The 25894-nt window shown below is 61.1% G+C and carries 25 protein-coding genes; 18 read left to right on the top strand and 7 right to left on the bottom strand.

Going from position 1 to position 25894, the window contains the following annotated elements; all coding sequences use genetic code 11:
* Window positions 1-32: 32 nt before the first annotated feature.
* From H4V96_RS03160 to H4V96_RS03115, 10 genes are all read left to right on the top strand, one after another.
* Window positions 33-2015 (top strand): TonB-dependent receptor, encoded by a 1983-nt coding sequence (locus H4V96_RS03160; protein ID WP_196856213.1) that lies wholly within the window; start codon window positions 33-35, stop codon window positions 2013-2015.
* Between the two features lie 131 nt (window positions 2016-2146).
* Complete coding sequence (locus tag H4V96_RS03155) at window positions 2147-3172, top strand: iron ABC transporter permease (RefSeq protein ID WP_010395025.1); 1026 nt, start codon at window positions 2147-2149, stop codon at window positions 3170-3172.
* Window positions 3173-3179: 7 nt separating this feature from the next.
* The gene (locus H4V96_RS03150; protein ID WP_196856214.1) at window positions 3180-3947 is read left to right on the top strand and encodes an ABC transporter ATP-binding protein; all 768 of its coding nucleotides are present in this window, start codon (window positions 3180-3182) and stop codon (window positions 3945-3947) included.
* Window position 3948: 1 nt separating this feature from the next.
* Complete coding sequence (cobO, locus tag H4V96_RS03145; RefSeq protein WP_070345774.1) at window positions 3949-4599, top strand: cob(I)yrinic acid a,c-diamide adenosyltransferase; 651 nt, start codon at window positions 3949-3951, stop codon at window positions 4597-4599.
* 7 nt (window positions 4600-4606) lie between these two features.
* Window positions 4607-5173 (top strand): bifunctional adenosylcobinamide kinase/adenosylcobinamide-phosphate guanylyltransferase, encoded by a 567-nt coding sequence (gene cobU, locus H4V96_RS03140; protein WP_196856215.1) that lies wholly within the window; start codon window positions 4607-4609, stop codon window positions 5171-5173.
* Complete coding sequence (gene cbiB, locus H4V96_RS03135; RefSeq protein WP_196856216.1) at window positions 5167-6120, top strand: adenosylcobinamide-phosphate synthase CbiB; 954 nt, start codon at window positions 5167-5169, stop codon at window positions 6118-6120. Before cobU ends, cbiB begins: the two co-directional genes overlap by 7 nt.
* The gene (cobD, locus tag H4V96_RS03130; protein ID WP_196856217.1) at window positions 6113-7099 is read left to right on the top strand and encodes a threonine-phosphate decarboxylase CobD; all 987 of its coding nucleotides are present in this window, start codon (window positions 6113-6115) and stop codon (window positions 7097-7099) included. The genes cbiB and cobD overlap by 8 nt, the downstream gene beginning before the upstream one ends.
* The gene (locus H4V96_RS03125) at window positions 7096-8007 is read left to right on the top strand and encodes a cobalamin-binding protein (protein WP_196856218.1); all 912 of its coding nucleotides are present in this window, start codon (window positions 7096-7098) and stop codon (window positions 8005-8007) included. Before cobD ends, H4V96_RS03125 begins: the two co-directional genes overlap by 4 nt.
* Window positions 8004-8813 (top strand): ABC transporter substrate-binding protein, encoded by an 810-nt coding sequence (locus tag H4V96_RS03120; RefSeq protein WP_196856219.1) that lies wholly within the window; start codon window positions 8004-8006, stop codon window positions 8811-8813. The genes H4V96_RS03125 and H4V96_RS03120 overlap by 4 nt, the downstream gene beginning before the upstream one ends.
* Window positions 8810-10264 carry a cobyric acid synthase gene (locus tag H4V96_RS03115; protein ID WP_280720685.1) on the top strand — a complete coding sequence of 485 codons (1455 nt, stop codon included), beginning with the start codon at window positions 8810-8812 and terminating at the stop codon, window positions 10262-10264. Before H4V96_RS03120 ends, H4V96_RS03115 begins: the two co-directional genes overlap by 4 nt.
* Before the next feature lie 3 nt (window positions 10265-10267).
* Here the strand turns inward: H4V96_RS03115 and H4V96_RS03110 are convergent, their stop codons facing one another.
* Complete coding sequence (locus tag H4V96_RS03110; protein ID WP_196856220.1) at window positions 10268-11428, bottom strand: hypothetical protein; 1161 nt, start codon at window positions 11426-11428, stop codon at window positions 10268-10270.
* A gap of 358 nt (window positions 11429-11786) precedes the next feature.
* On the opposite strand from H4V96_RS03110, the gene H4V96_RS03105 reads away from it, so the two are divergent.
* The 6 genes from H4V96_RS03105 (at window position 11787) to yacG (ending at window position 17214) form a co-directional block, all read left to right on the top strand.
* Window positions 11787-13259 carry a DHA2 family efflux MFS transporter permease subunit gene (locus H4V96_RS03105; protein ID WP_280720684.1) on the top strand — a complete coding sequence of 491 codons (1473 nt, stop codon included), beginning with the start codon at window positions 11787-11789 and terminating at the stop codon, window positions 13257-13259.
* A 73-nt stretch (window positions 13260-13332) separates the two neighbouring features.
* Window positions 13333-14529 (top strand): type II secretion system F family protein, encoded by a 1197-nt coding sequence (locus H4V96_RS03100; RefSeq protein ID WP_196856221.1) that lies wholly within the window; start codon window positions 13333-13335, stop codon window positions 14527-14529.
* 105 nt (window positions 14530-14634) lie between these two features.
* Window positions 14635-15504, top strand: a complete 870-nt coding sequence (locus H4V96_RS03095) for an A24 family peptidase (RefSeq protein WP_196856260.1) — start codon at window positions 14635-14637, stop codon at window positions 15502-15504.
* A 34-nt stretch (window positions 15505-15538) separates the two neighbouring features.
* Window positions 15539-16186 carry a dephospho-CoA kinase gene (coaE, locus tag H4V96_RS03090; protein WP_010394997.1) on the top strand — a complete coding sequence of 216 codons (648 nt, stop codon included), beginning with the start codon at window positions 15539-15541 and terminating at the stop codon, window positions 16184-16186.
* Window positions 16187-16248: 62 nt separating this feature from the next.
* Complete coding sequence (zapD, locus tag H4V96_RS03085) at window positions 16249-17004, top strand: cell division protein ZapD (RefSeq protein ID WP_010394995.1); 756 nt, start codon at window positions 16249-16251, stop codon at window positions 17002-17004.
* Window positions 17005-17022: 18 nt separating this feature from the next.
* Window positions 17023-17214: a DNA gyrase inhibitor YacG gene (gene yacG / locus H4V96_RS03080; RefSeq protein WP_029496160.1), complete on the top strand. Its 192-nt coding sequence runs from the start codon at window positions 17023-17025 to the stop codon at window positions 17212-17214.
* Between the two features lie 7 nt (window positions 17215-17221).
* Here the strand turns inward: yacG and H4V96_RS03075 are convergent, their stop codons facing one another.
* The 5 genes from H4V96_RS03075 to argJ all read right to left on the bottom strand — a co-directional run bounded on the left by H4V96_RS03075 (window position 17222) and on the right by argJ (window position 20519).
* Window positions 17222-17650, bottom strand: coding sequence for a PIN domain-containing protein (locus tag H4V96_RS03075; protein ID WP_196856222.1), 429 nt, complete (start codon window positions 17648-17650; stop codon window positions 17222-17224).
* 6 nt (window positions 17651-17656) lie between these two features.
* The gene (locus tag H4V96_RS03070) at window positions 17657-17866 is read right to left on the bottom strand and encodes a DNA-binding protein (RefSeq protein WP_196856223.1); all 210 of its coding nucleotides are present in this window, start codon (window positions 17864-17866) and stop codon (window positions 17657-17659) included.
* A gap of 120 nt (window positions 17867-17986) precedes the next feature.
* Window positions 17987-18421 (bottom strand): NUDIX domain-containing protein, encoded by a 435-nt coding sequence (locus H4V96_RS03065; protein WP_010394985.1) that lies wholly within the window; start codon window positions 18419-18421, stop codon window positions 17987-17989.
* Complete coding sequence (locus H4V96_RS03060; protein ID WP_010394983.1) at window positions 18418-19284, bottom strand: ATP-binding protein; 867 nt, start codon at window positions 19282-19284, stop codon at window positions 18418-18420. Before H4V96_RS03060 ends, H4V96_RS03065 begins: the two co-directional genes overlap by 4 nt.
* Complete coding sequence (gene argJ, locus H4V96_RS03055; protein ID WP_196856225.1) at window positions 19281-20519, bottom strand: bifunctional glutamate N-acetyltransferase/amino-acid acetyltransferase ArgJ; 1239 nt, start codon at window positions 20517-20519, stop codon at window positions 19281-19283. Before argJ ends, H4V96_RS03060 begins: the two co-directional genes overlap by 4 nt.
* Window positions 20520-20916: 397 nt before the next feature.
* Between argJ and H4V96_RS03050 the strand changes: the two genes are divergently transcribed.
* Together H4V96_RS03050 and H4V96_RS03045 are read left to right on the top strand one after the other, a co-directional pair.
* A complete protein-coding gene (locus H4V96_RS03050) occupies window positions 20917-21459 on the top strand; it encodes a hypothetical protein (RefSeq protein WP_196856226.1) in 543 nt (180 codons plus the stop codon).
* Window positions 21449-22780 (top strand): hypothetical protein, encoded by a 1332-nt coding sequence (locus H4V96_RS03045; protein WP_196856227.1) that lies wholly within the window; start codon window positions 21449-21451, stop codon window positions 22778-22780. The genes H4V96_RS03050 and H4V96_RS03045 overlap by 11 nt, the downstream gene beginning before the upstream one ends.
* A 71-nt stretch (window positions 22781-22851) precedes the next feature.
* Here H4V96_RS03045 and secA read toward each other — a convergent pair whose 3' ends face one another.
* Window positions 22852-25620 (bottom strand): preprotein translocase subunit SecA, encoded by a 2769-nt coding sequence (gene secA / locus H4V96_RS03040; protein ID WP_010394974.1) that lies wholly within the window; start codon window positions 25618-25620, stop codon window positions 22852-22854.
* Window positions 25621-25894: the final 274 nt, after the last annotated feature.

Raw genomic sequence — 25894 nt, 5'->3', positions numbered from 1 at the left:
GGCTGGGTGCTTTTTCCGAAGAAAACGATATCATGACTGCTCCCGTATTACACCGCCGCACGCCGGCAATGGCGCCGCGCGCCCTGGTTTCCGCCATCTCCCTGTGTTTCGTCGTCGCCGCTCCAGCATTCGCGCAAATCGCAAACAAGACGCTAGACAAGATCGTCGTCACGGGCTCCCGCTTCAACAGCGACCCGGCATTGCAGCCGATTGGCGCCACCGTCATCACGGCCGACGAAATCCGCCGCGCGGGCGTCACGGACGTCAACCAGGCTATACGCAAGATCGGTGGCATCTACGGCCGTCAAAGCATGCAAGGAAATCCGGATAACTTCACCCTGGACCTGCGCGGTTTCGGCTCCACCGCCAGCCAAAACATGGTCGTGGTGCTCGACGGCGTGCGCCTGTCGGAAAATGAGCTGGCCGATCCCCTGCTGACAACCATTCCCATCGATAGCGTGGAGCGAATCGAGATCACGCGCGGCGGCAGCAGCGTCTTGTACGGCGACGGCGCGACGGGCGGCATCATCAATATCGTCACCAAGCGTCAAGGCAAGCAAGCTGGCCGCGGCACAGTCTTTGCGGAAGCAGGCCAACTGGGCCAGCGCGAAGTGCGCGCCTCCGTTGCTCAATCTTGGGACAACGTGGCGCTGAACGCCGCCATCGGCCGACTCGAAACGGACAACTACCGCGATAACAACGAATACAAACAAAATACCTTCAGCGGTGGCGCACAATGGAGCGGTAAGGATGTTCGCGCCGGCCTGCGTATCGACAGCACACGCCAGAATTTCCGCTTGCCGGGCGATCTCACAATGGCTCAGTTTGAAGCCAATCCACGTCAGACAAATACGCCTAAGCATTTTGGCTCGATTGACAGCGACCGCTACACCGCGTTCGCCGAAGGCCGCCTGGGAGCAGTGGATCTGGCAGCGGAACTATCTCGTAGCGAAAAGACGGCAAAGTCGAACTACGGCAGCGCAAGGCAAGCCAAAACTAAACAAAACCAGTTTTCACCACGCCTGCGTCATCTGGGGCAGTTTGACGGCATGCTCAATGAGATCGTTGCAGGTTTCGACTTCATCAAATGGGACTCCAACATCGACAGCGCCTTTTCGCTGGCCAAGGCGACTCAAAAATCGCAGGCATTCTATGTACGCGATGAGCTGAAATTCGCCAACCCACAAAATTTCCGCATCGCCGCAGGCGTACGCCATGAAACCTTCGACAAGGACTTCAACGACGCTATCGGATTCCCCACGAATGCCTACAACATCAAGCAGAACCTCAATGCTTGGGACGTACAAGGCAGCTTCGATGTTGTGCCGCAGGTAAATTTGTACGCCAAGGCTGGCCAGAGCTATCGCGTTGCTAACGCCGATGAAAACGGCTACACCCCTATCGCTAACAAACCCTTGCAAGGCCAAACCTCGCATGACCTGGAGCTGGGCGCGACCTACGACAACAGTATCGTCAAGCTAGATGCACGCATCTTCCGCCACAAGCTGAGCAACGAGATCTATTTCGATCCGACGGCAGGCGAATCGGGCTGGGGTGCCAACACCAACTTGGATCCAACCAAACACCAGGGTATTGAACTCGATGCCAGCGCGAACATTGCGGCTGAGTGGCGCGTCAGCGGCCACTACCAGCACGTAAAGGCGACCTTCACCGAAGGCATCAACTCGGGCAAGGAATTGACACTGATCCCGAAAAATACGCTGTCGGCCCGCCTGTCATGGGTACCGAAAGATGGCCAGAGCGCGGACATCGGCGCGCAATGGGTGGACAGCCAGCGCTATGGCAACGATTTTACCAATACCTGCGCTGCCAAGATGCCTTCATTCACCACCTTTGATGCTCGCTATGCACGCAAGTTCGGCGCCTGGGAAGTTGCGGTCAATGCACTAAACCTGACCGACAAGCAGTACTTCACCAACGCCTACAGATGCAAAGGCGGCATCTATCCTAGCAATGGCCGACAGATGAAACTCTCGGCACGCTACGATTTCTAAAGTGGCCAGGAGTTGACTACAATGGCCCGTACGCGCATCCGCATGCGGGCCATTTTTTGTATTCTCACCATCAACGCATCTAAAGAAGTCCGCAGCCACTTGCACCGCTCCCGCTTCACCTAAGGCAGTCCATGCACCCATTTTTCCGCACTATGCGCCACCGTGCCACCGTGATCTTGACGGTGCTGGTCGTATGCGCGATTGCCAGCCTTATTTTCTCCGGCATGATCGGTTCGATCGCGATTGCGCTCGCCGACCTGCCTTCCGCCCTGTTCCATGTCGTGCAGGGCAAGCCCGATACGCTCGCCGCCACCCTGCTCGACCTGCGCCTGGGGCGCGCACTGACGGCCTTTGTCACCGGTGCGGCGCTGTCGCTGGCTGGCCTGATGATGCAAGCCCTGCTGCGCAATCCCCTTGCAGACCCGTATGTGCTGGGCATTTCCGCTGGCGCTTCCGTCGGTGCGCTGGCCGCGCTGCTATTCATGTGCGCGCTGTGGGTAGTTGACGCGGCCGCCTTTGCCGGCGCCGTCGGCGTGTCGCTGCTGCTGTACTTCTTTGCCCGGCGCGACCTGCGCGGCGGCACGGCGGCCGAAGGCGGCGCGTCGCTCTTGCTGCTGACGGGCGTGATACTCGCCTCGGCCTGCATGTCCATCGTCACTCTGATGCTCTCGATCGCTCCTGAAAGCCGCTTGCGCGGCATGGTGTTCTGGATGATCGGTGATCTGTCTGGCGCCCCCGCGCGGCTGATGCCTTGGCTAGTCCTGGCCGGCGCCATGGTATTTGCGCTGCGCTGCGCGCGTTCGCTGAACGTCATGGCGCTGCATGCGGAAGCGGCCAGCACGCTGGGCGTGCGCGTGGGCGCCCTGCGCAAAGGATTGTTCTTCTGTTCCGCCCTGCTCACGGCCAGCGCCGTCACCAGCGCCGGCAGCGTGGGCTTCGTCGGCCTGATCGTGCCGCATGCGCTGCGCTTTGCCTGCGGCCCCGATCATCGCCTGCTGATACCGGCCGCCGCGCTGACCGGTGGCACTTTCCTGGTACTGGCCGATACCTTGGCGCGCACCGTGCTGGCGCCGTTGCAGTTACCCGTCGGCGTGGTCACGGCCATGATAGGCGCGCCCGTCTTCCTGTACCAGCTGCATCGATTGCGCAGGGGATGAAACAAACATGATACGCACCTACCAACTGGGCCTGAAAGCGGGCACGCGCTCCCTCGTGGAAAACCTCACCTGGCAAATCAGGGATGGAGAATGCTGGAGCGTCATCGGCCGCAATGGCGCCGGCAAGAGCACCTTGCTGCGCGCGCTGGCCGGCTTGCGCGAACCGGACGCAGGCCACGTGACAATACAAGGCCGTGCCCTGATCGACTGGCCTTTGGCAAAGCTGGCGCGTGAACGCGCCTTCCTGGCGCAGGCGCGCCATGATGCGTTTTCGTATCGCGTGATCGAGACCGTGCTGTCGGCACGCCACCCGTATCACGACAACCATTACTGGGAAGGCAGCGACGACCAGCGCATCGCCCTGGCGGCGCTGGCTTCGATGGAAGTAGAACACCTGGCCGAGCGCGATGTGCGCAGCCTATCCGGCGGCGAACGCCAGCGCGTGGCGATTGCCGCCATGCTGGCGCAGGACACGCCCTTGCTGCTACTGGACGAACCGGCCAACGCGCTGGACCTGGCGCACCAGGTCAGCGTCATGCGCCTGCTATCGAGCTTGTGCCGCGAACAGCAGAAAACCGTGGTGATGGTGGGGCATGACTTGAACCTGGCGCACAGCGTCTCGACCCACGCACTGCTGCTGATGGGCGACGGCGCCTGGCTAGCCGGCACCGTCGCCGAAGTAATGCAGGCATCCATCCTGGGCGACTACCTGGGCCACCCGATCGACATCATCGAGCACGGCAAACGCAAGATATTCATACCGAAAGAAGACTGACATGAGCAACAACATCGACGCGGATTTGGCTGCCAATACCGCAGCTAATATCGACGCTATAAACGAACGCCACCGCGTACGCATGGAGAGAAAAAAGGCCATCATCGACGCAGCGATCGCCAAGGCTGACAAGGAAATCGGCATCATCATCGTCAATACGGGCAATGGCAAGGGCAAGAGCTCGAGCGGCTTCGGCATGGCTATCCGCGCCATGGGCCACGGCATGAAAGTGGGCGTGGTGCAGTTCATCAAGGGCGCCATGTCGACCGGCGAAGAAAAATTCCTGCGCCGCTTCCCCGACGAAATCAGCTTTCATGCGATGGGCGAAGGCTATACCTGGGAAACGCAGAACCGCGAGCGCGACATCGAAAAGGCCGAACTGGCATGGGAACAGGCGAAGACCTTCCTGACCGACCCAAGCTACGGCCTGGTGCTGTTCGATGAACTCAATATCGCCCTCAAGTACAACTACCTCGACGTGCACAAGGTCATCGCCGACCTGCTGGAACGCCCGGCCATGCAGCACGTGGTCATCACGGGCCGCGGCGCGCCGGACGAATTGATCGCCATCGCCGACACTGTCACCGAAATGGCCGTCGTCAAGCATGCGTATGCGGCCGGCATCGGCGCACAAATCGGCACCGAGTGGTAGCAGCGCCATGACGCGCACCCTGGTCTTCGGCGGCGCCCGTTCCGGCAAGAGCGCCTATGCGGAAAAGCTGGCCCGCGAGTCGGGCAAGGAAGTCGTCTACCTCGCCACCGCGCAGGCGGGCGATGGCGAAATGGCCACGCGCATCGCGCATCACCGGCTACAGCGCCCGGCCCAATGGGCCACCGTGGAAGAACCGTTGCGCCTGGGCGACGCCATCTTGCAACAGGCGCGCCCAGGCCGTTTGCTACTGGTCGACTGCCTGACCTTGTGGCTGACCAACTTGATGTTTTCCACCGGCGAGACCTATCCGGACGTCGGCGATATCGCCCTGCCCGAACGGTTCCACAGCGAGCGCGCGCACCTGCTGTACGCGCTCGCCGAAGTGGAAGAAACCGGCGCCGACCTTGTGCTGGTATCGAATGAAGTGGGCATGGGCATCGTGCCGTATGGCGCCATCTCGCGTTGTTTCACCGATGAAGCAGGCCGTTTGAACCAGGCCGTGGCGGCCATCTGCGAGCGGGCCGTGTTTGTCGCCGCCGGCCTGCCCCTGTACCTGAAAGGCGGCCCATGTTAAGCGGCTTGTCGCTGCCCATGCTGGCGGCGCTGATGACGGCTGGCGTGCTGCTCGACCTGGTTCTGGGCGAGACGCGCCGCTGGCATCCGCTGGTGGGCTTTGGCCGCCTCTCCAGCGCGCTCGAGCGCCTGCTGAACCGGGGCCGGGGACGTTTTCTGCGCGGCGCGCTGGCCTGGTCGCTGGCCGTGCTGCCGATCAGCTATGCCGCCTACTGGCTGTGCGGCCTGGCCGGTGCGACGCTGCATGTTTTTTTGCTGTACCTGTGCCTGGGCTTGCGCAGCCTGCGCGACCACAATCAACCGATCGCCGATGCCCTGGCCATGGATGACCTGGACAAGGCGCGCCTGCTGACGGCGCGCATCGTCAGCCGCGACACGGCCAACGCCGACGCGACCAGCCTGGCCAAGGCCAGCACGGAATCCCTGCTGGAAAACGGCAACGACGCCGTCTTTGGCACGCTGTTCTGGTTTGCCGTGGCCGGTGGGCCAGGCGCGGTGCTGTTCCGCCTGGCCAATACGCTCGACGCCATGTGGGGCTACCGCACTGCGCGCTACGACTGGTTCGGCTGCTGCGCCGCGCGCATCGACGACATCCTTAATTACCTGCCGGCGCGCCTGACGGCCCTGTCCTATGTCTTGCTGGGCAAGACTATGGCCGACAAGCAGCGCGCCTGGCACTGCTGGCGCAGCCAGGCCCGCAACTGGGGCAGCCCGAACGCGGGCCCGGTGATGGCCAGCGGCGCCGGTGCCCTGGGCCTGGCCCTCGGTGGTGATGCCATCTACGACGGCGAACTGGAACGCCGCCCGCCGCTGGGCGCAGGACGCCCCGCCGAAGCGCGCGACATCGACCGCGCCTGGCATCTGGTGGCTGAAACGGCCGTGCTGTGGCTGATCTGGATGGCGTTACTGGCCGGCCTGTACTACCTGCAGGGGCGATACCTTGCTTGAACATGGCGGCAACCTGCGCGACGCCGCGCGCGAGTATGGACGAGCGCTGGCCGACTGGATCGACCTGTCGACCGGCATCAACCCACACTGGTATGCAGCGCCAGCACCGCACGCCAGTGCATGGCACCGTCTGCCGGAAGCCGATCCAGCCTTGGCGGGCGCTGCCTGCGCCTACTACAAGGCGCCAGCCATGCTGCCGGTCGCAGGCACGCAAGCTGCCATCCAAGCCCTGCCGCGCTTGCGCGCCCCCTCGCGCGTGGTCGTGGCCGCGCCATCCTACGCGGAACACGCGCACCACTGGGGCCAGCATGGCCATCAATTGCGGCAAGTGCCGTATGTGCAACTGGGCGCAGCCGTCGACGGCTGCGACGTGCTGGTCGTCTGCAATCCCAACAATCCCACGGGCGAACGCATCGCGCCAGAGCTGCTGCTGGACTGGGCCGCCAAGCTGGCCGCGCGCGGTGGCTGGCTGGTGCTCGATGAAGCGTTTGGCGACACGGAAACGCAAGCCGGACTGGGATCGCACACGGGCCAGCCGGGACTCATCGTGCTGCGCTCGGTGGGCAAATTCTTTGGCCTGGCAGGACTGCGCCTGGGCTTTGTCGCCGCCCATCCCGCTTTGCTGGCCCAGATGGCCGATATGCTGGGGCCATGGAGCGTCAGCGGCCCGGCGCAGCAGATGGCGCTGGCCGCCCTGAACGACACGCACTGGCAGGAGGCAATGCGCGAGCGCCTGCGCGGCGAAGGCCTGCGTCTGCACCAGCTATTGGCAGCACACGACATCGCCAGCACTGGCACGGCGCTGTTTCAATGGTGGCCGGAAGAACGCGCCACCGCTTTTTGGCGCCACATGGCACAAGCAGGCATCTGGGTGCGCCTGTTCCGCCACGCCGCCCATGGCATCCGCCTGGGCCTGCCCCCCGACGAACATGCCTGGCTGCGCCTGCAGCAGGCCCTCACTGCATGGAAGCACATATGAAGCACTTGAAAACCGCACTGCTGCTGGCCGGATTGATCTCGCTGCAGGCGCATGCCGCCATCACCGTGCGCGACGACGACGGCAATACCGTCACCGTGGAAAAGCCGGCACAACGCATCTTGGCACTGGCACCGCACGTCACAGAGCTGCTGTTCGCAGCCGGTGGCGGCGACAGGATCGCCGGTGTCGTCAGCTATAGCGACTATCCGGAAGCGGCGAAAAAAATCGCGCAGGTCGGCGACAACCGACAGTACGATATGGAGCGCATCATCGCCATGAAGCCCGACTTGATCGTCGTCTGGATGCATGGCAGCGCCGAGCGCCAGATCGCCATGCTGCGCCAGTTGAAGGTACCGATCTATCATAGTGAACCGCGCAAGCTGGCCGACATCCCGGACAGCATGGAGCGCCTGGGCCAGTTGATGGGAACGGAAAAAGTCGCCAAAGCGGCCGCCGCCCAGCTGCGCGCCAAACTGGCCAGCTTGACGCTGCAATATGCACAGCGCCCGCCAGTGCGCGTGTTTTACCAGGTGTGGGACAAACCGATATATACCTTGAGCGGCGCGAGCATCGTCAGCGATTCCATGCGCTTGTGCGGCGCGCACAATATCTTTGCCGCGATGAAGGTGGTGGCGCCCGTCGTCACGCCGGAAGGCGTGTTACAGGAAGACCCGGAAGTCATTTTCGGCACCAGCGAAAAAAGCGATCCGCGCAGTGAAGGCGGCTTGTCCATGTGGCGCGCCTTCCCATCGATGACGGCCGTGCGCAGCAATAACCTGTTCCGTCTGAATGGCGATCTGCTGAACCGCGCCGGTCCGCGCATGATCGAGGGCACGGCCGCCATGTGCGAGCAGCTGGAAGTGGCACGCCAGCGCCGCGCCAATCCCGCCTCCAAGGGTGCAAAATGAGCCACACCGCGAGTCACTACCAGCGTATCGCCTGCCTCTCGACAGAAGCCGTGGAGACGCTGTATGCGCTCGGTGCGCAAGACGTCATCGCCGGTATTTCAGGCTTTACCGTGCGCCCGCCCCGCGCGCGTTCCGAGAAAACCAAGATCAGCGGCTTTTCGTCTTCCAGCCTGGAACGCATCCTGGCCGTAAAGCCCGACCTGGTAATCGGCTTTTGCGACATGCAGGCCGATATCTGCCGCGACCTGGTCAAGGCCGGCATCGAAGTGCATCAGTTCAACCAGCGCACGGTGGACGGCATCTTGCGCATGATCGCCGTGCTGGCGGCGCTGGTGCAGCGCGAGGAGGCAGGGCGCGCACTGATCGCCAGCCTGCGCGTGGACATCGCCGCCGCCCGGACCCGCGCCGCCTCCTGGACGCGCAAACCCGTGATTTACTTTGAAGAGTGGAATGATCCCCTGATGAGCGGCATCGGCTGGGCGGCAGAGTTGATCGGCATCGCCGGCGGTACGGACGCCTTCCCGCAATTATCCGTGCATCCGGGCGCCAGGGAACGCATCATCGCCGATCCTTTGGAGGTGGTGCGGCGCGCACCCGACATCATCATCGCCAGCTGGTGCGGCAAGAAGTTCCAGCCCGCGCAATTTACGGCACGCCCCGGCTGGGACGCGATTCCCGCCGTGCAAAACAAGATGCTGTTCGAGATCAAGTCGCCCGACATTCTTTCGCCCGGTCCGGCCGCCATCACGCAAGGCTTGCGCCAAATCAGCGACATCATCGCCCAGTGGCAGCAGCAGCAGGCATGAACGCCGCCTTCCCCGTCCTGATGGTGCAGGGCACGACTTCCGACGCGGGCAAGAGCACCGTCGTCGCGGCCCTGTGCCGCCTCTTGAAACGGCGTGGCGTGACGGTGGCGCCGTTCAAGCCGCAAAACATGGCGTTAAATAGCGCGGTGACGAGCGACGGCGGCGAAATCGGCCGCGCCCAGGCCCTGCAAGCACTGGCTTGCGGCATCGCGCCGCACACGGACATGAATCCGGTACTGTTGAAACCATCATCGAACACGGGCGCGCAGGTAATCATTCACGGCAAGGTGCGCGCCGAAATGGATGCGCGCGACTATCAGCAATACAAAACCATCGCCATGGGCGCCGTGCTCGAATCGTACACGCGCCTGCGCCAGCAATACGCCGCTGTCATCGTCGAGGGCGCCGGCAGTCCTGCCGAAGTCAACTTGCGCGCGCGCGATATCGCCAACATGGGCTTTGCCGAAACCGTCGACTGCCCCGTAATCCTGGTAGCCGACATCGACCGCGGCGGTGTCTTCGCGCACATCATCGGCACCCTGGCCTGCCTGTCCGACAGCGAGCGCGCGCGCATCCTTGGCTTTGTCATCAACCGCTTCCGCGGCGATATATCGCTGCTGCAACCGGGCATCGATTGGCTGGAGCAGCAAACGGGCAAGCCCGTGCTGGCCGTGCTGCCGTATTTGCAAGGCTTGTTTCTCGATGCGGAAGATGGCGTGGCAACGATGCAGGCCGAACGTGGTGCCTTCAAGGTAGTGGTGCCGCAACTGCCGCGCATCAGCAACCACACGGATGTCGACGCGCTGCGCGCGCACCCCGATATCGACCTGCAATTCATTCAACATGGACAGCCCATTCCACCAGCCGATCTGGTGATACTGCCCGGCAGCAAAAATACGCGCGGCGACTTGGCCTGGCTGCAGCAGCAGGGCTGGCCCACTTACCTGGCAAAACACCTGCGCTATGGCGGCAAGGTGCTCGGCATCTGCGGCGGCTTCCAGATGCTGGGGCAAAGCGTGCGTGATCCGCTGGGCGTGGAAGGCGCGGCGGGTGAGTCCACGGCGCTGGGCCTGCTCGACATGGTGACAGAATTGACGACAGAAAAACGCCTGCAGCAGGTCGCTGGCCACTGCGCGTTTGCCGGCGCGGCCGATGCGCCCGTGTCAGGCTATGAAATCCATATGGGCGTCTCGCATGGCGCGGCGCTGGCGCAGCCGGCCTTTGTCATCGATGGCCGCGCAGAAGGAGCCGTGTCGGATGACGGGAACATCCTGGGCAGCTATTTGCACGGCATGTTCGACACGCCCGCCGCGTGTACGGCGCTGCTGCGCTGGGCGGGGCTGGACTCCCGCCACACGGTGGACACCGACGCCCTGCGCGAGGCCAGCCTGGAGCGTATCGCCGATGCGGCGCTGCCGCTGCTGGCCGCCCTGGAACACCTCCAACGCTAGCGACTATTGTTTCAGGCACATGCCCATGTACGAACGGTCGGTCGAAAACTCGACTGCCATGCTCGACGACACGGGCATGAACATCGAATAGTCGGCTGGCACATCGGCCGGGTCCTTGAATACGGCGACGCCATCGAAATCGACGGCTTGCGCGCCCAGGCCCAGCTTGTTGACGGTGATGGTTTCCGCATGCGTCTTGCCAGTCGTATTATTCGTCACGGTGGCGGTACTGCCGGCAACGACAATCTTCCCGCTGATGCCCTGCGCTGCGCAGGCGTAGCTGCCATTGAGTTCCGTGCCGATCTTCTGCTGTTTGGCGGCCACGATGGTGCCCACGCGCATGACGTTTTCCTGGTTGCGGCCGTAGCGATCGATAAACAGCGCCAGCCCCCGGTCCCCCGCATGCACATGCACGATGCCGAAGTCCTGATCACCCTGGCGGGCGACGAGCAAGCCGCTCTTCGCATCCTTGACCAGCGTCAGGCTGGCGTTTTCCGCTGCCAGTTGCGGCGATACTGCAGAGCACACGCCTTGCGCGTTGAAGACGCCGCCATTGCACAGTTGGGCCGCTCCGTCGGCTGCGATCTTGAGAGTGCCTTTCGGATGGAAAGGGAAAGCGCCGTTCGAAGCATTGCGCATGGTCCCCAGGAAAATATAGTTGCCGGCCAGCTTGGCCACGTCACTGACCGCATAGCCGCTGCCGCTGACGGTCGAGAGCATATTACCCAATTTGATATTGCCCGACAGCAGACGCGTGCGCGCATCGACGGTGACGCTGAAATCTGTCGCCGTGTCCGTGTAAGTGGTGAGATTGCCGCTGGTGCTAGCGCTAAACGTACCGCTGCGGTCACTCAAGCCGAACTGCGTCGACAAGACACGGATGACATAGGTTTTCTTGACGCTGTCAAACGTGATGCGCCAGGTGTCGCCGATATCGGCGGCCACGTCATACACGCTTTCGTCAGCACTGGCGCCGGCAATGAGATTGAGACCAGCCTCTTTCGCCACCGCTTGCGACGCCAGCGTCACGCTGTCGGCGGGGACGACGGGAGGCGTCACCACGACGGGGGGCTTGACCGGTACTTCCGGCGTGCCGCCATCGCTGCCGCCACCGCATGCGGACAGGGCCGCGCCCAACAAAACGATCGAAATTGTATTCTTCATCAGTGACCTTCCAAGATTCTAGGACAAATTGCGAGTAACGGAAACCGCAACGACAGCACTCATGCTAGATCCAGACGGAAGTTATTACTATGGAACAATTGTTCTATAGACTTTATACGGCAACATCTGAGTCAGCACGGCCAGCGCCGTCGCCAATGCCGTCTTGTTATTCACATCGAACTCATTTTTTTCACGGTGCAATACATCCACTTTCAGCGGGCGATGACGGCATTGTGCTGCGCGGCGCGAGACATATCCACTTTGCAATCACGGAAGGCCAAGGGGCGCGGGCGGCACGCCAGCGCCATTTATGTAACAATTCGCCGTTCTGTCGGCTTTACTCCCCAGGCGCGCATCCATGAGCAGTTCTCCCGTTAAAAGCTACCTTCCGTGGGTGGTTGCCACCGCCCTGTTCATGGAGCAACTCGACTCCACCATCGTCAACACCGCCATCCCCGCCATGGCCGCCAGCCTGCATGTGACGCCGCTCAGCCTGAAGGCCGTCGTCACCAGCTACATCCTGAGCCTGGCCGTGTGCATCCCCATCAGCGGCTGGATGGCCGACCGCTTCGGCACGCGGCGCGTGTTTTCCGCCGCTGTTGCCATCTTTACCCTCGCCTCCATCCTGTGCGGCCTGTCCGTGAATGCACCCATGCTGGTGGCCGCACGCCTGCTGCAAGGAGTGGGCGCGGCCATGATGATGCCGGTGGGCAGGCTCACCATCATCCGCACCTTTCCCAAGTCGCAATTACTGGCGGCCATGAATTTCGTCATCATCCCGGCGCTGATCGGTCCCCTGCTGGGTCCCACGGTGGGCGGACTGATCGTGCACTGGCTGTCGTGGCGCGAGATTTTCTTCGTCAACGTGCCCGTGGGCCTGGCGGCGCTGTACCTGGCGCATCGCTACATGCCCGATTACTACGGCGACAAGTCCCGTCCGCTGGACCTGATCGGCTTAGTGCTGTTCGGTACCGGCATCGCCTTGCTGTCGTGGCTGCTGGAAATCTTCGGTGAGCACAAGATCGATCCCACCTCGGCGGCCGTGCTGTTATTCATTTCCATCAGCCTGCTGGCCGCGTACGTCTGGCATGCGAGCGAAGTGCTGCACCCGCTGTTGCGCCTGACCCTGTTCAAGATTCGTACCTTCCGCGTCTCCGTGGTGGGCGGCTTTGTCACGCGCCTGGGCGTGGGCAGCCTGCCCTTTCTCTTGCCGCTGCTGTACCAGCTGGGCCTGGGCTTGCCCGCCTGGCAATCGGGCTTGCTGATGATGCCGTCGGCCGCAGCCGCCATGGGCATGAAATTCATTTCCGCGCGCGTATTGGCACGCTTCGGTTACCGCCAGGTGCTGGTCGTCAATACTGTGCTGATCGGCATCACCATCGCCATGTTTTCGCAGGTGGGCGCGGGCACGCCCCTGTCCCTGATCGTCGCCATCAGCCTGTGTTTGGGCTTTTTCAATTCCCTGCAATTTTCCAGCATGAACACCATCGCCTATGCCGATGTCGACCAGAGCGACTCCAGCATGGCCAGCACCATCGCCAGCTCGATGCAGCAACTGTCGATGAGCTTTGGCCTGGCCTTCGGTTCGCTGATCACGGGCTGGTACCTGGGCGACATGGCGCAGTCGGATCGCGCCATGCTCAGCACCGCCCTGCACCACACCTTCCTGACACTGGCCGCCCTGACGGTGCTGTCTTCGCTGACCTTCTGGACCTTGCGCCGCGACGATGGCGAAAGCATCAGCAAGGGCACGGACCGCGACGCGGAAGATACGGCCGACGTGAAGGCTCTGGCCCTCGTACAGACGGCAGTAAAAAGTACAAAAGGCTGAACCAGATCAAGCCTGCCGCAAGCGCCGCTGGTGCTTTTACCTGACGCTGCTACCGTGACGGCAGGAGGTGCGCATGGCGGCAGAGCGGCGGTTTGCATGGAAGGGTATCGACCGCCATGGCAAGGCGGTCGATGGCATCTTGCGCGCCGCCGACGCCACCGCTGCCAGCATGGCCTTGCGGCGCCAAGGCATCCTCGCCACCAAGGTACAGGCTGCACGGGCCGCGCCGGGCAAGGCCATCACCGGCCAGGATATCGCGCTGTTCACGCGCCAACTGTCGACCATGATGGCGGCCGGCGTGCCGTTGCTGCAGGCCTTCGACATTGCCGGCAAGGGCCAGGTCAAGCCCGCCGTCACCGAGCTGATGCGCGACTTGCGCCACGACATCGAAGCGGGCAGCAGCCTGCAGCAGGCCTTCCGCCAATTCCCGCTGCTGTTTGACGAACTGTATTGCAAGCTGCTGGCCGCCGGCGAGCAGGCTGGCATCGTGCAAGATTTGCTGGCGCGCCTGGCCACGCACCAGGAAAAGGCCTTTGCCCTGCGGCGAAAAATACGCGGCGCGCTGATGTATCCGCTGGCCATTGTGTGCGTTGCCATCGCTGTCACGGCCATCATCATGAGCGTAGTCGTGCCCGCCTTCCGCCAGGTATTTGACAGCTTCGGTGCGCCATTGCCATTACCGACCCTGCTCGTCATGGGCTTGTCCGCCTTTCTCGTGCGCCACTGGCTGGCCTTGCTGACGGCAGTGCTGCTGGCCTCGCTGCTAGCGCACCTGGCCTGGCAGCGCTGGCCTGCCCTGCGGCGCAAGATGCAACTGTGGGCCTTGCGCCTGCCCGTGTTCGGCGCGCTGCTGCGCAAGGCGGCAATTGCCCGCTGGACGCGCACCCTGGCCGCCATGTTCGCCGCAGGCGTGCCGCTGCTAGACTCGCTCGGCCTGGTAGGCGACGCCTCCGGCCACGCGCTGTACCAGGAAGCGACGACGCGCATCGAACGGGAAATCCGCGCCGGTGGCAGCCTGGCCCTGGCCATGCAACACAGCGCCGTGTTCCCCCCGCTGCTGACGCAGCTGGCGCTGATCGGCGAAGAATCTGGCGCGCTCGACGCCATGCTGTCGCGCGCGGCTGATATCATCGAGGCGGACATCGACGCCACGGTCGCCACCCTTTCGACGCTGCTGGAACCGGCGCTGATGGTGGTGCTGGGCGTGCTGGTCGGCGCCCTCGTGATCGCCTTGTATCTGCCGATTTTCAAGCTGGGCGCCGTGATTTGACTGCGCCCTGCGCAAAACATCCCCATGTGCTGGCAGATGTTTTACACTACGGTCGTGCCAGGCAATGTTTGCGCGGCAACGATCTTCACCTCAGACAAATCCACCATGCTGCAAGATACCCTGCTGTTCGCTGCGCCCGGCAACCTGCCTGTCGCCCTCATCGCCGCCCTGTTCGGCCTGATCGTGGGCAGCTTCCTCAACGTGGTGATCCACCGCGTGCCAAAAATGATGCAGCGCGAGTCTGATAATTACGTGGCGCAAGAAAGCGGCTTGCCCCTGCCGCACACGCAGCGCTACAACCTGATGCTGCCGCACTCGCAATGCACCGCTTGTGGTCACCGCATCACGGCCATGGAAAACATTCCCGTCATCAGTTACCTACTGTTGCGCGGCAAGTGCAGCGCCTGCCAAGCGCCTGTCTCCGTGCGCTATCCACTGGTCGAGCTGCTGACGGGCGCACTGTCGGCCCTCTTGATCTGGCACTTCGGCAGCGGCTGGACGGGCCTGGCCACGCTGGTGTTTGCCTGGCTGCTGATCGCCATGACCTTCATCGATGCCGACACGCAAATGCTGCCCGACGACCTCACCTTTCCCTTGCTGTGGGCGGGGCTGCTGGTCAATATCAACGCCACCTTCGTGCCGCTGCAAGACGCCGTCATCGGCGCAGCCGCCGGCTATCTGGCCCTGTGGGCCGTCTATTGGGCCTTCAAGCTGGCGACAGGCAAGGAAGGAATGGGCTATGGTGATTTCAAATTGCTGGCGGCGCTCGGTGCCTGGCTGGGCTGGAGCATGTTGCCGACGATCATATTGTTGTCCTCGCTGGTCGGCGCCGTGGTCGGCATCGGCCTGATCGTCTTCGCCAAACGGGGCCGCGACAAACCGATCCCGTTCGGCCCTTACCTGGCAGCAGCAGGTCTGATCGCCCTGCTGTACGGCACGCCACTGTCGCGGCTGACGCTGGGCCTGACCGGCTGACCGGCGCAGCAGCGTGCACCTGATGGATAAACACATGCAACAACAAAACGCCCCTTATTTCAGCGTCGGTCTCACCGGCGGCATCGGTTGCGGCAAGAGCACCGTGGCCGACCTGTTCGCCGCGCGCGGCGCTTCCATCGTCGACACCGACCAAATCGCCCACAGCCTGACAGCGCCAAACGGCGCCGCCATGCCGGACCTGTTGGCGCAATTTGGCGCGGACTACGCCGATGCTCGGGGCGCCCTCGATCGCCCAAAAATGCGCAAGCTGGTGTTTTCCGATGCCGCCGCCAAGGCCAGGCTGGAAGCCATTCTGCATCCGCGCATCCGCCAGGCCACGCTGGCGGCGGCCGCCGAAGCGACGGGCAGCTATGTGATCTTTGCCGTGCCCCTGCTGGTCGAGTCAGGTGGCTGGGTGGAGCGCGTCAACCGCGTGCTCGTCATCGATTGCCCGGAAAGTTTGCAAGTATCACGTGTCATGGCGCGCAACGGCTTATCTGAAGAACAAGTCAAAGCCATCATGGCCACGCAAGCCACGCGCGCCATGCGCCTGGCGGCGGCGGACGATGTGATCGACAATCATGCCGATTTGGACGCCCTGACACCGCAGATTGCCCAGTTGCACGATTTATATCTGGCATTTTCAAAAAGAATGGCCGGAATCGGGCCGCAACGTTTGTAATTTGTCGACGCTTGGTTCAAAATCACGGGATTGTTTGCAGGTCCTTACTTAAGGGAATTATTTTGATTGTCTACGAATACCCTTTCAACGAACGCATACGTACCTTATTGCGACTGGAAGACCTGTACGACAAATTCAAGTTCTTCATCCAGCAAGAACATGCAATGCAGCATCATGTTGCCTTGGCGACTATTTTTGACATGCTCGAAGTGGCCGGCCGCGCCGACCTGAAGTCCGACCTGTTGCAAGAACTCGAACGCCAACGCCAAAGCCTGCTCGGTTACCGCAGCAATCCGAACGTGGAGCCGGAAACCCTCGATGCCATCCTTGCTGAACTCGACAGCGTCAGCGGCGCCCTGGTGGCCGCGCAGGGCAAGACGGGCCAGAATATCCGCGACAATGAATGGCTGATGAGCATCCGCGGGCGCACCATCATCCCGGGCGGTGCCTGCGAATTCGACTTGCCTTCCTACTTCGCCTGGCAAAAGCGCAGTTCCGAGCAGCGCCTGAACGATATCCACGCATGGTTTGCGCCGCTGGCACCGCTGTTCGATGCGCTGGCCTTGGTATTGCGTCTGCTGCGCGATTCCGGCGGCCCCGTGAAACTGATCGCCAATGGCGGCAGCTACCAGCAAATGCTGCAGGGCAAGGTGTACCAGATGCTGCGCCTGAGCCTGGATGAGAACAGCGGCGCCATCCCGGAAATTTCCGCCAACAAATATATGCTATGGATACGCTTCACTACCCAGGGCGGCGACTTGAAACCGAAGCCGCTGGAAGAAGATGTTCCGTTCGAGCTCACGCTCTGTAATTTTTAACTGCTACTTATTTGCCCCATCATGACCGTCGTTAACTGCCCTACCTGCGCTGCCAAAGTCGAATGGACTGAAGCCAATACATTCCGCCCCTTCTGCTCGGAACGCTGCAAGCAAATCGACCTGGGTGCCTGGGCCGAGGAAAAATATACGATCCCCGCCGCCGACCCGTTTGAAGATCCTCTGGCGGACGAAGACAACAAGCCGCAGTAAGCCGCAATTAGCCACAACTAAACGGATTTTCCAGGCGCAGCGCCTGCATGACGAACCTGTCGAGCCTGCCGCTTACCACCGTCAAGCCGTAGGCAATACCCATCGCCGCGATCTGTCCATCCACGCCGTGCGCGTGGCCGCGAGCATGCAGACGCGCACAGACATGTGCGCAATCGAGGTCAAATTCCAGCAGTCGCGGCGCATACTCTGCCAGCACAGCCTCCAGCCAGCCTTCCAGCGCCAGTGCTTCCAGCGCCGCTTCGCGCCGCCAGCTGTGCTGTATGCCTGCGCGCAACTGCGCGATCACCTGCACCGGCACATAGCGCGCCTCGGGCGGCACCCGTTCCAGAAAGGCGAGCACGCCTGTCGGCGCAACGCTACCCATGCGCGCCGCAACGATCACATCCGTATCGACCAGATAGGCGAGCATAGGCATGGCCGGTCAGGAGCGGCGCTCGAAATCCGTATCGAGCCCGACGTCGGGCATGCTGGCCAAAATATCGTCGAGCGGACGCTTCGGCAGCGGCCGCAAGGCGCTGCGCAGGATGTCGCGATGCTCATCTTCGATGCTGCGCCCATGCGCTCGGGCACGCTTGTGCAGCGCGGCAATCAGCAATTCATCGGTATCGGTAAAGGTCAGTGTCAGCGGCATGCGAAACTCCCCGGTGCTTGATGCAAGCACTGTAGCGCACAGCGCGCAAGATACAAGGAGAGCAAAAGGAAAGTTTGCGCCAGCGCGCAGCATGGCGCTGCCCGCTGGCACTATTGAAGATCAGGCAGACGCCAGCAATTCCCGGCGCACCTCATCGAGCCATTCCAGCAAGGGAATGGTGGCCGGAAGCAAGGGTTCCACGCCGACCGTGCCCTGCCAGGCGAACGCCTGCCCTTCCAGGCTTTGCGGCTCGCCCCGCCAATGGCGACTGATATAAAAATGCAGGCGCACATGGGCATGCGGATACACATATTCGACGCCGCACCAGGCCTCGGCACTGTCAATATACAGCCCCAACTCCTCGACAAACTCGCGTTTCAAGGCGTCAAAGATGGCCTCGCCCGGTTCGACTTTGCCACCTGGAAATTCCCAATAACCGTCATACGGCTTCCCAGCCGGGCGCTGGCCCAGCAGCACGTCACCATTCGGCTTCATCAAGATACCCACGGCCACATCGACAGGCTGGACTTTATCCTTCAAGCTCACTTCGCTCATTGCGCCAGCTTTCCCGCGTAATCGCGCGCAAATTGCCAGGCCACCCGGCCCGAACGAGAACCGCGCTGCAAGGCCCAGCGCAGCGCCTCGCCACGCGCTGCCGCAATCTGTTCCGGCGTGCAGCCAAAGCTAGCGAGCCAGTGCGCGACGATGTCCAGATAGTCATCCTGCTTGAACGGGTAGAACGACAGCCACAGGCCGAAGCGCTCGGACAGCGAGATTTTCTCTTCCACCGTCTCGCCCGGATGCAAATCGCCATCGTCGTCCGTCTTGTAGCTGGTATTGTCCGACATCCGTTCCGGCATCAGATGACGGCGGTTCGACGTAGCATAGATCAGCACATTCTCCGATTGCGCGGCGATGCTGCCATCGAGCGCTACCTTCAGCGCCTTGTAGCCGCTCTCGCCCTCTTCGAACGACAGGTCGTCGCAAAAGATGATGAAGCGCTCAGGGCGCGCCGCCACCAAGTCAACGATGTCGGGCAGGTCGACAAGATCGGCCTTGTCCACTTCGATCAGGCGCAAGCCCTGGCTGGCGAACTGGTTCAGGCACGCCTTGATCAAGGAAGACTTGCCCGTCCCCCGCGCGCCCGTCAGCAGCACGTTGTTGGCCGGACGTGCACCGACGAACTGGCGCGTGTTCTGTTCAATTTGCGCTTTTTGCGTGCCGATATTGTGCAAGTCATCCAAAGCGATCGATGACACGTGGGCCACAGCCTGCAAATAGGCTGCTGCGCCCTGGCGCCGGCGCCAACGGAAGGCAAAACTGTTCCAGTCGGGCGCGGGCGTCGGCTGCGGCAGGATCGCTTCCACGCGCGCCAGCAAGGCTTCGGCGCGGATCAGGAATTGATCGAGTGTGGTCATGAGCGGTAGTCGGCGTTGATCGACACGTAGTCATGCGACAGGTCGCACGTCCACAGGGTCGCCGTGGCATCGCCACGCGCCAGCTTCACGCGGATGGTAATTTCGCTTTGCTGCATCACGCGCTGGCCATCCTGTTCCTGGTAGTCCGGGTTGCGGCCGCCATTCTTGGCCACCCACACGTCGTCCAGGTATAGATTCAACTGGCCCACGTCGAGGTCGTCCACGCCCGCATAACCGATGGCGGCCAGGATGCGGCCCAGGTTCGGGTCTGAGGCGAAGAAGGCCGTTTTCACCAGCGGCGAATGGGCGATGGAATACGCGATCTTGCGGCACTCTTCCACGTTGCGGCCGTCTTCCACGGTCACGATCATGAACTTGGTCGCGCCTTCGCCGTCGCGCACGATGGCTTGCGCCAGGAACGTCGACAGTTCGGTAACGGCAGCGGCCAGTTCGGCATAGTGCGGCGAATCGGTCGAATCGATATGCAGGCTGCCAGCGCCCGTGGCCACCAGCATGAACGAGTCATTGGTGGAGGTATCGCCATCGATGGTGATGCAGTTGAACGATTTATCGGCCGCCTGCTTCACCAGCTGGTCCAGCACGGGCTGGGACACGGTGGCGTCAAACGCGAGGAAACCGAGCATGGTGGCCATGTTCGGCTTGATCATGCCGGCCCCCTTGCTGATGCCCGTCAGCGTCACCGTGTGGCCACCGATGGTGACGCTGCGCGAGCCCGCTTTCGGCTGCGTATCGGTGGTCATGATGGCTTCGGCCGCCGAGAACCAGTTGTCTGAAGTGAGCGCGGCCACGGCTTGCGGCAAGCCGGCGACCAGGCGCTGTACGGGCAGCGGTTCCAGGATCACGCCGGTGGAAAACGGCAGAATCTGCTGCGGCGTGCAGCCCAGCAGCTCGGCCAGTGCGGCGCAGCTCGCTTGTGCATCGGCCAGGCCCGATTCGCCCGTGCCTGCATTCGCGTTACCCGTGTTGACCAGCAGCGCGCGGATAGGCGCAGCGCCGGCCGTCACGGCAGCGAGGTTGGCTTTCGAGATTTGCACGGGTGCAGCGCAGAAGCGGTTCAGGGTGAACACGCCGGCCACGGTGGCCGTCGGCGCCAGTTTCAATACCAGCAAATCTTTGCGGTTGGGTTTCTTGATGCCGGCTTCGGCAACACCGATTTCAATGCCGGCGACGGCTTTCAGGTCGGCGGCGACGGGCTTGGGGGAATTGACGGCCATAGGAGTTCTTCTGCGAGGGAAAAAGGAAACGCTATTGTAGCGCCTTCGCGGCGCCGCTCACATATGCAGCATGCAACAAGCCATCTGTCCATGCGCTCACTTCTGCCACGCGGCTACTTCCAATCTCCGCTCTACCCATTCGCGTCACGGCCACAGCAGTCATATCGGACATCTTCAATAAAGTCAGATGGAAGGTATTAGGTCAGCGTGCACTTTGGATAGCAGCATTGCACATGCGTATAATTTAAGAAATTGCAAAATTATATTTGCATATTAATGATCCCAATATGCAGTAGAATTTCGCCCCCCTTCGCGCAAGCCTGAATGGCTGGCGCGCTGGAGACTCCAGCCACCCATTCGTTATTTATAAAAAAATAACGGCATTTATAGTTCCTATATGAAAAAAACTTCTTTGAGCATTCTGCTTTCAGCAGTGCTGCTTGCGGCATGCGGTTCAGGAGGCAAGGATGCTCCCGCTCCCGAGATACCAGCGCCCATCCCAACCTTCAAGACATTCACCGAAGCGGTTCGCAAGGCTGAAACTAGTGGGAGCATTCCTGTGCTCGATCGCAGCGCGACGCTGTCAGGCACGGACAGCAATGCGAACGGCATACGCGACGATATTGAAACCCATATCAATAGCATGCCAGATACCGCAACTCAAAAGAACGCGCTTCGGCAAACCGCGCAGGCATTTACCTCGGTACTCACCACGAATCTGGCTGACAGCAGCGCGTTGACGGCGTCGTCCACCAAACTGTCGAATGCATCGTCTTGCCTGTTCAGCCGATATCCGAGTCCGCTTGCGAGCAAGCGCGCCAGAGAAATGGAAAAGTTACATATCAATACCAGGCAGCGTTTCGATGCCTATGATGCATACAATGCAGCCCTGAGCGGTACGACTTCCCTGGCACCGGCAGGAGACGGCTGTGAAAATTAAGGCCTATTTTTTCCGCAAACTGCTGGCCCTGATCTTGATCCCTGCCTTGCTGGCTCCGGCCCACGCAGCCATCCCTGCAAATGCACTTTGCACGCCGAAAGGTTATACGCTCGGCTTTTTTAATGGCGTCTGGAATACCAAGTTCGAAGCTGACAATGGACGCGATGCATTGCGAAATCTGCTGACTGACAGCTATAACAGCGAGAACGTCAAGTACGAAACCTTTTATAACTACAGCGGAAAAAATCCCGGTAGCGGCGCAACGATGATGCAAGATGTTGCCGAGGTATTTATTCAACGCGCGCGCGAAATCGACTCCAGCGGCGAAATGGGCAACAGATTTGAGTATTTCTGGGACAATCTTTCTGGGGACAAATCGTTCACCAATAAAATCCGCAATTTTCTGCCGTCCGCCGCCTTGATACTCGATCAGATCGCGACAAGCATCATGAACAAACTGATCGGAGCAATCAGTTCGCTCGTCAGCAATCCGCCAACCGAGGCCACCTACTCCCTGCACAAAACGCGGATCGAAGCGCTTTCAGTAGAAGGACAAAAGCTGATTTTCGTTGCTCATTCGCAAGGCAATCTATTCGTCAACCGCGCCTACGATTATGCGCTGACAAAAATCAGCGCATCGAGCATCGCTGTTGCGCAAATTGCGCCTGCATCGACGACCCTGCGCGGCGGCCATCTGCTGGCAGACATCGACCTGGTCATCAACGGCCTGCGTTTGACAGGCATCACTTCAGTGCCGCCGATTAACTTGAACCTGCCTGCATCGACTGCCGATGCTTCCGGCCACATGCTGGTGGAAACCTATCTTGATGCGAGCCGGCCGGCCCGCGCGCAGGTCAAATCGCTGGTGGAAAGAGCCATGCAGCAATTGCAGGCGCCGCCCAAGCAGGGTAACGTCGGCGCATTTACCGTGACGCTCACCTGGGACGGCCAGGGCGATGTCGATTTGCACAGCCTTGAGCCAAACGGCATGCAGGTCTATTACGCCAACCGCAATGGCAACGTCGGACGTCTCGATGTCGATAATGTCATTGCAAACGGACCCGAGCATTATTTCGCTTCGTGTGATGCAAAAGTGCTGCAAGCTGGAACGTACTCGTTCGGCATCAACAACTTCTCCGGCGCGACCGGGCGCACTGCAACAGTCCAGGTGTCCACCTCCAGCGGTGGCGTACTGTCATCCAAATCAGTCGATGTGGGGGCGGTAAGGGGCTCATCTGGCAGCAGCGCTCCCATCCCCGTCGTCAAGCTTGTGGTATCAAAGGATGCGAGTAGCGGGGCATTTGACTTCCTCGCCCAATAAGCTACCAACAGGGCGCAGCATAAAAAAACGGAGACCGCGGTATCCGTTTTTTGTCAGGCTATGAAACCGCCTTACGCCAGCTTGCCGTGGCAAGCCTTGTACTTCTTGCCGCTGCCGCAAGGACATGGGTCGTTGCGGCCCACTTTCAGGCCCATGCTCACGCTCATGTCGTCGACGTTATCCATCTTGCCGCCGGCTGTAGGCGCCAGCAATTCTTCCGGCGCCGCGTTGGGGTCGAATTCGGCGTGCTGGTAGTGCACGTTTTCCACGTGCGACTGCTGCATCGCCTGTTCAGCCGCATCGACTTCGGCGCGCGACTGGATACGCACCGTCATCACGTGCTTGGTGACATCGTTCTTGATCATGTCGAGCATCTGGCCAAACAGTTCAAACGCTTCGCGCTTGTATTCCTGCTTCGGATTCTTCTGTGCGTAACCGCGCAGGTGAATACCCTGGCGCAGGTGATCGAGCGCCGCCAGATGTTCGCGCCAGTGGCTGTCCACGCTTTGCAACATGACATTGCGCTCGAAGCCGCCAAACGAGTCCTTGCCGACGATATCGATCTTCGACTGGTACACGGCATCGGCTGCAACCAGCACTTTTTCCAGAATCTCTTCGTCCGTCAGGGTCGAATCGGCTTCCAGCATGGCCTGCAACGGCAAGTCAAGCTGCCATTCGCCCGACAGGGTGTTTTCCAGGCCCTTGATATCCCATTGTTCTTCCACCGATTCGCGCGGCACGTACTCATACACCAGGTCGGTGAACACGCCATGGCGCAACGAGCCGATCATTTCCGAAATATCGGTCGTTTCCAGCAGCTCGTTACGCTGCTGGTAAATCACCTTGCGCTGGTCGTTGGCGACATCATCGTATTCCAGCAATTGCTTGCGGATGTCGAAGTTGCGCGCTTCGACCTTGCGCTGCGCCGATTCGATCGAACGCGAGACGATGCCCGCCTCGATCGGTTCGCCTTCCGGCATTTTCAAACGGTCCATCACGGCGCGCACGCGGTCGCCGGCGAAGATGCGCAACAGCGCGTCGTCGAGCGACAGGTAGAAGCGGGACGAACCCGGATCACCCTGGCGACCGGCACGGCCACGCAACTGGTTGTCGACGCGGCGCGATTCGTGGCGTTCGGTGCCGATGATGTGCAAGCCGCCCGCATTGACCACGTGGTCATGCAGCGATTGCCATTCATCGCGCAAGGTCTGCGACTGGGCGGCCTTGTCGGCATCGCTCAGTTCAGCATTGGCTTCGATGAACTTGATCTGGTTTTCGACGTTACCGCCCAACACGATGTCGGTACCGCGACCTGCCATGTTGGTAGCGATGGTGATGGCTTTGGGACGGCCTGCCTGGGCGATGATTTCCGCTTCGCGCGCATGCTGTTTCGCGTTCAGCACGTTGTGCGGCAAACTGGCCTTGTTCAAGATGCCCGACAGCAGTTCCGAGTTTTCGATCGAGGTCGTACCGACCAGCACGGGCTGGCCGCGCTCGTAGCAGTCACGGATGTCGTTCAACATCGCGTTGTATTTTTCCGCCGACGATTTGTAGACCTGATCTTGACGATCCTTGCGCTGCAACGGACGGTTTTGCGGAATCACGACCGTTTCCAGGCCGTAGATTTCCTGGAATTCATACGCTTCGGTATCGGCCGTGCCGGTCATACCGGCCAGCTTGGCGTACATGCGGAAGTAGTTCTGGAAGGTGATCGAGGCCAGGGTCTGGTTCTCGTTCTGGATCTTGACGCCTTCTTTCGCTTCGACGGCCTGGTGCAATCCATCGGACCAGCGACGGCCCGTCATCAGACGGCCCGTGAATTCATCGACGATGACGACTTCACTGTTCTGCACCACGTAGTGCTGATCCTTGAAGTACAGCGCGTGTGCGCGCAATGCCGCATACAGATGGTGCACGAGGGTGATATTGGCCGAATCGTACAGCGAAGCGCCTTCTGGCAGCAGCCCCATTTCCATCAGGATGCGCTCGGCCTTTTCATGGCCCGCTTCCGTCAGCAACACCTGGTGCGCCTTCTCATCCTTGGTGTAGTCGCCCGGTACGTCAACCTTGCCCTTGCCGTCCGGCGTTTCTTCGCCGATCTGCAAAGTCAACAGCGCTGGCACTTCATTGATCTTGTAATACAGATCCGTGTGGTTCTCGGCCTGGCCCGAAATGATCAAAGGCGTGCGCGCTTCATCGATCAGAATCGAGTCGACTTCATCGACGATGCCGAAGTTCAGGCTGCGCTGCACGCGCTCGCGCGCTTCGTAGACCATGTTGTCGCGCAAGAAGTCGAAACCAAATTCATTATTCGTGCCGTACGTGATGTCGGAGTTATACGCCTGTTGCTTGGCGCTGTGCTCCATCTGCGACATGTTCACGCCCGTCGACAGGCCCAGCCACGCATACAGGCGGCCCATGGTCTCGGCATCGCGCTGCGCCAGGTAGTCATTGACGGTCACGATATGCACGCCCTTGCCCGACAAGGCATTCAGGTACGCTGGCAAGGTGGCCATCAGGGTCTTGCCCTCGCCCGTGCCCATCTCCGCGATCTTACCAAAATGCAAGACCATGCCACCGATCATCTGTACATCGAAATGGCGCATGCGCAGGACGCGCTTGCTGGCCTCGCGACAAACGGCAAACGCTTCCGGCAACAAGGCATCGAGCGATTCGCCAGCGGCGATGCGTTCCTTGAAGGCCGGCGTCTTCGCTTGCAGCTCGGCATCCGACAGCTTTTCGATGGCCGGCTCGAGCGCATTGATCTCGCGTACCGTTTTTTGGTATTGCTTGAGCAGCCGCTGGTTGCGGCTACCGAAAATCTGGGTCAGTAATGACATGCTTGAATTCTTGAAAAAACGCCGTTAAAAAAAGCTCGGTAGGTAACAACGAGGTAACAATCGCGTGACCGCACGGAGTTCGACTATGGCAAAAGACGATGATTTTATCATGCGTTACCGTCAAGGTTGGGGTAATGCACTATATAACAATATCTTAATAGCAAACAAATGGCAGAAATTGCGGACATTTGCCATACTGTAAAGCAAACCAGCCCGCGCGCTTGCATCACGCGGGCCAGCGCACTCGTCATGCGCGGGCGAGTGTGCTATGTTT

This window comes from Janthinobacterium sp. CG_23.4 (assembly GCF_029892305.1).
Taxonomy (GTDB): Bacteria; Pseudomonadota; Gammaproteobacteria; order Burkholderiales; family Burkholderiaceae_D; genus Janthinobacterium; species Janthinobacterium lividum_D.
This window is presented reverse-complemented; position numbering and strand designations above follow the sequence as displayed.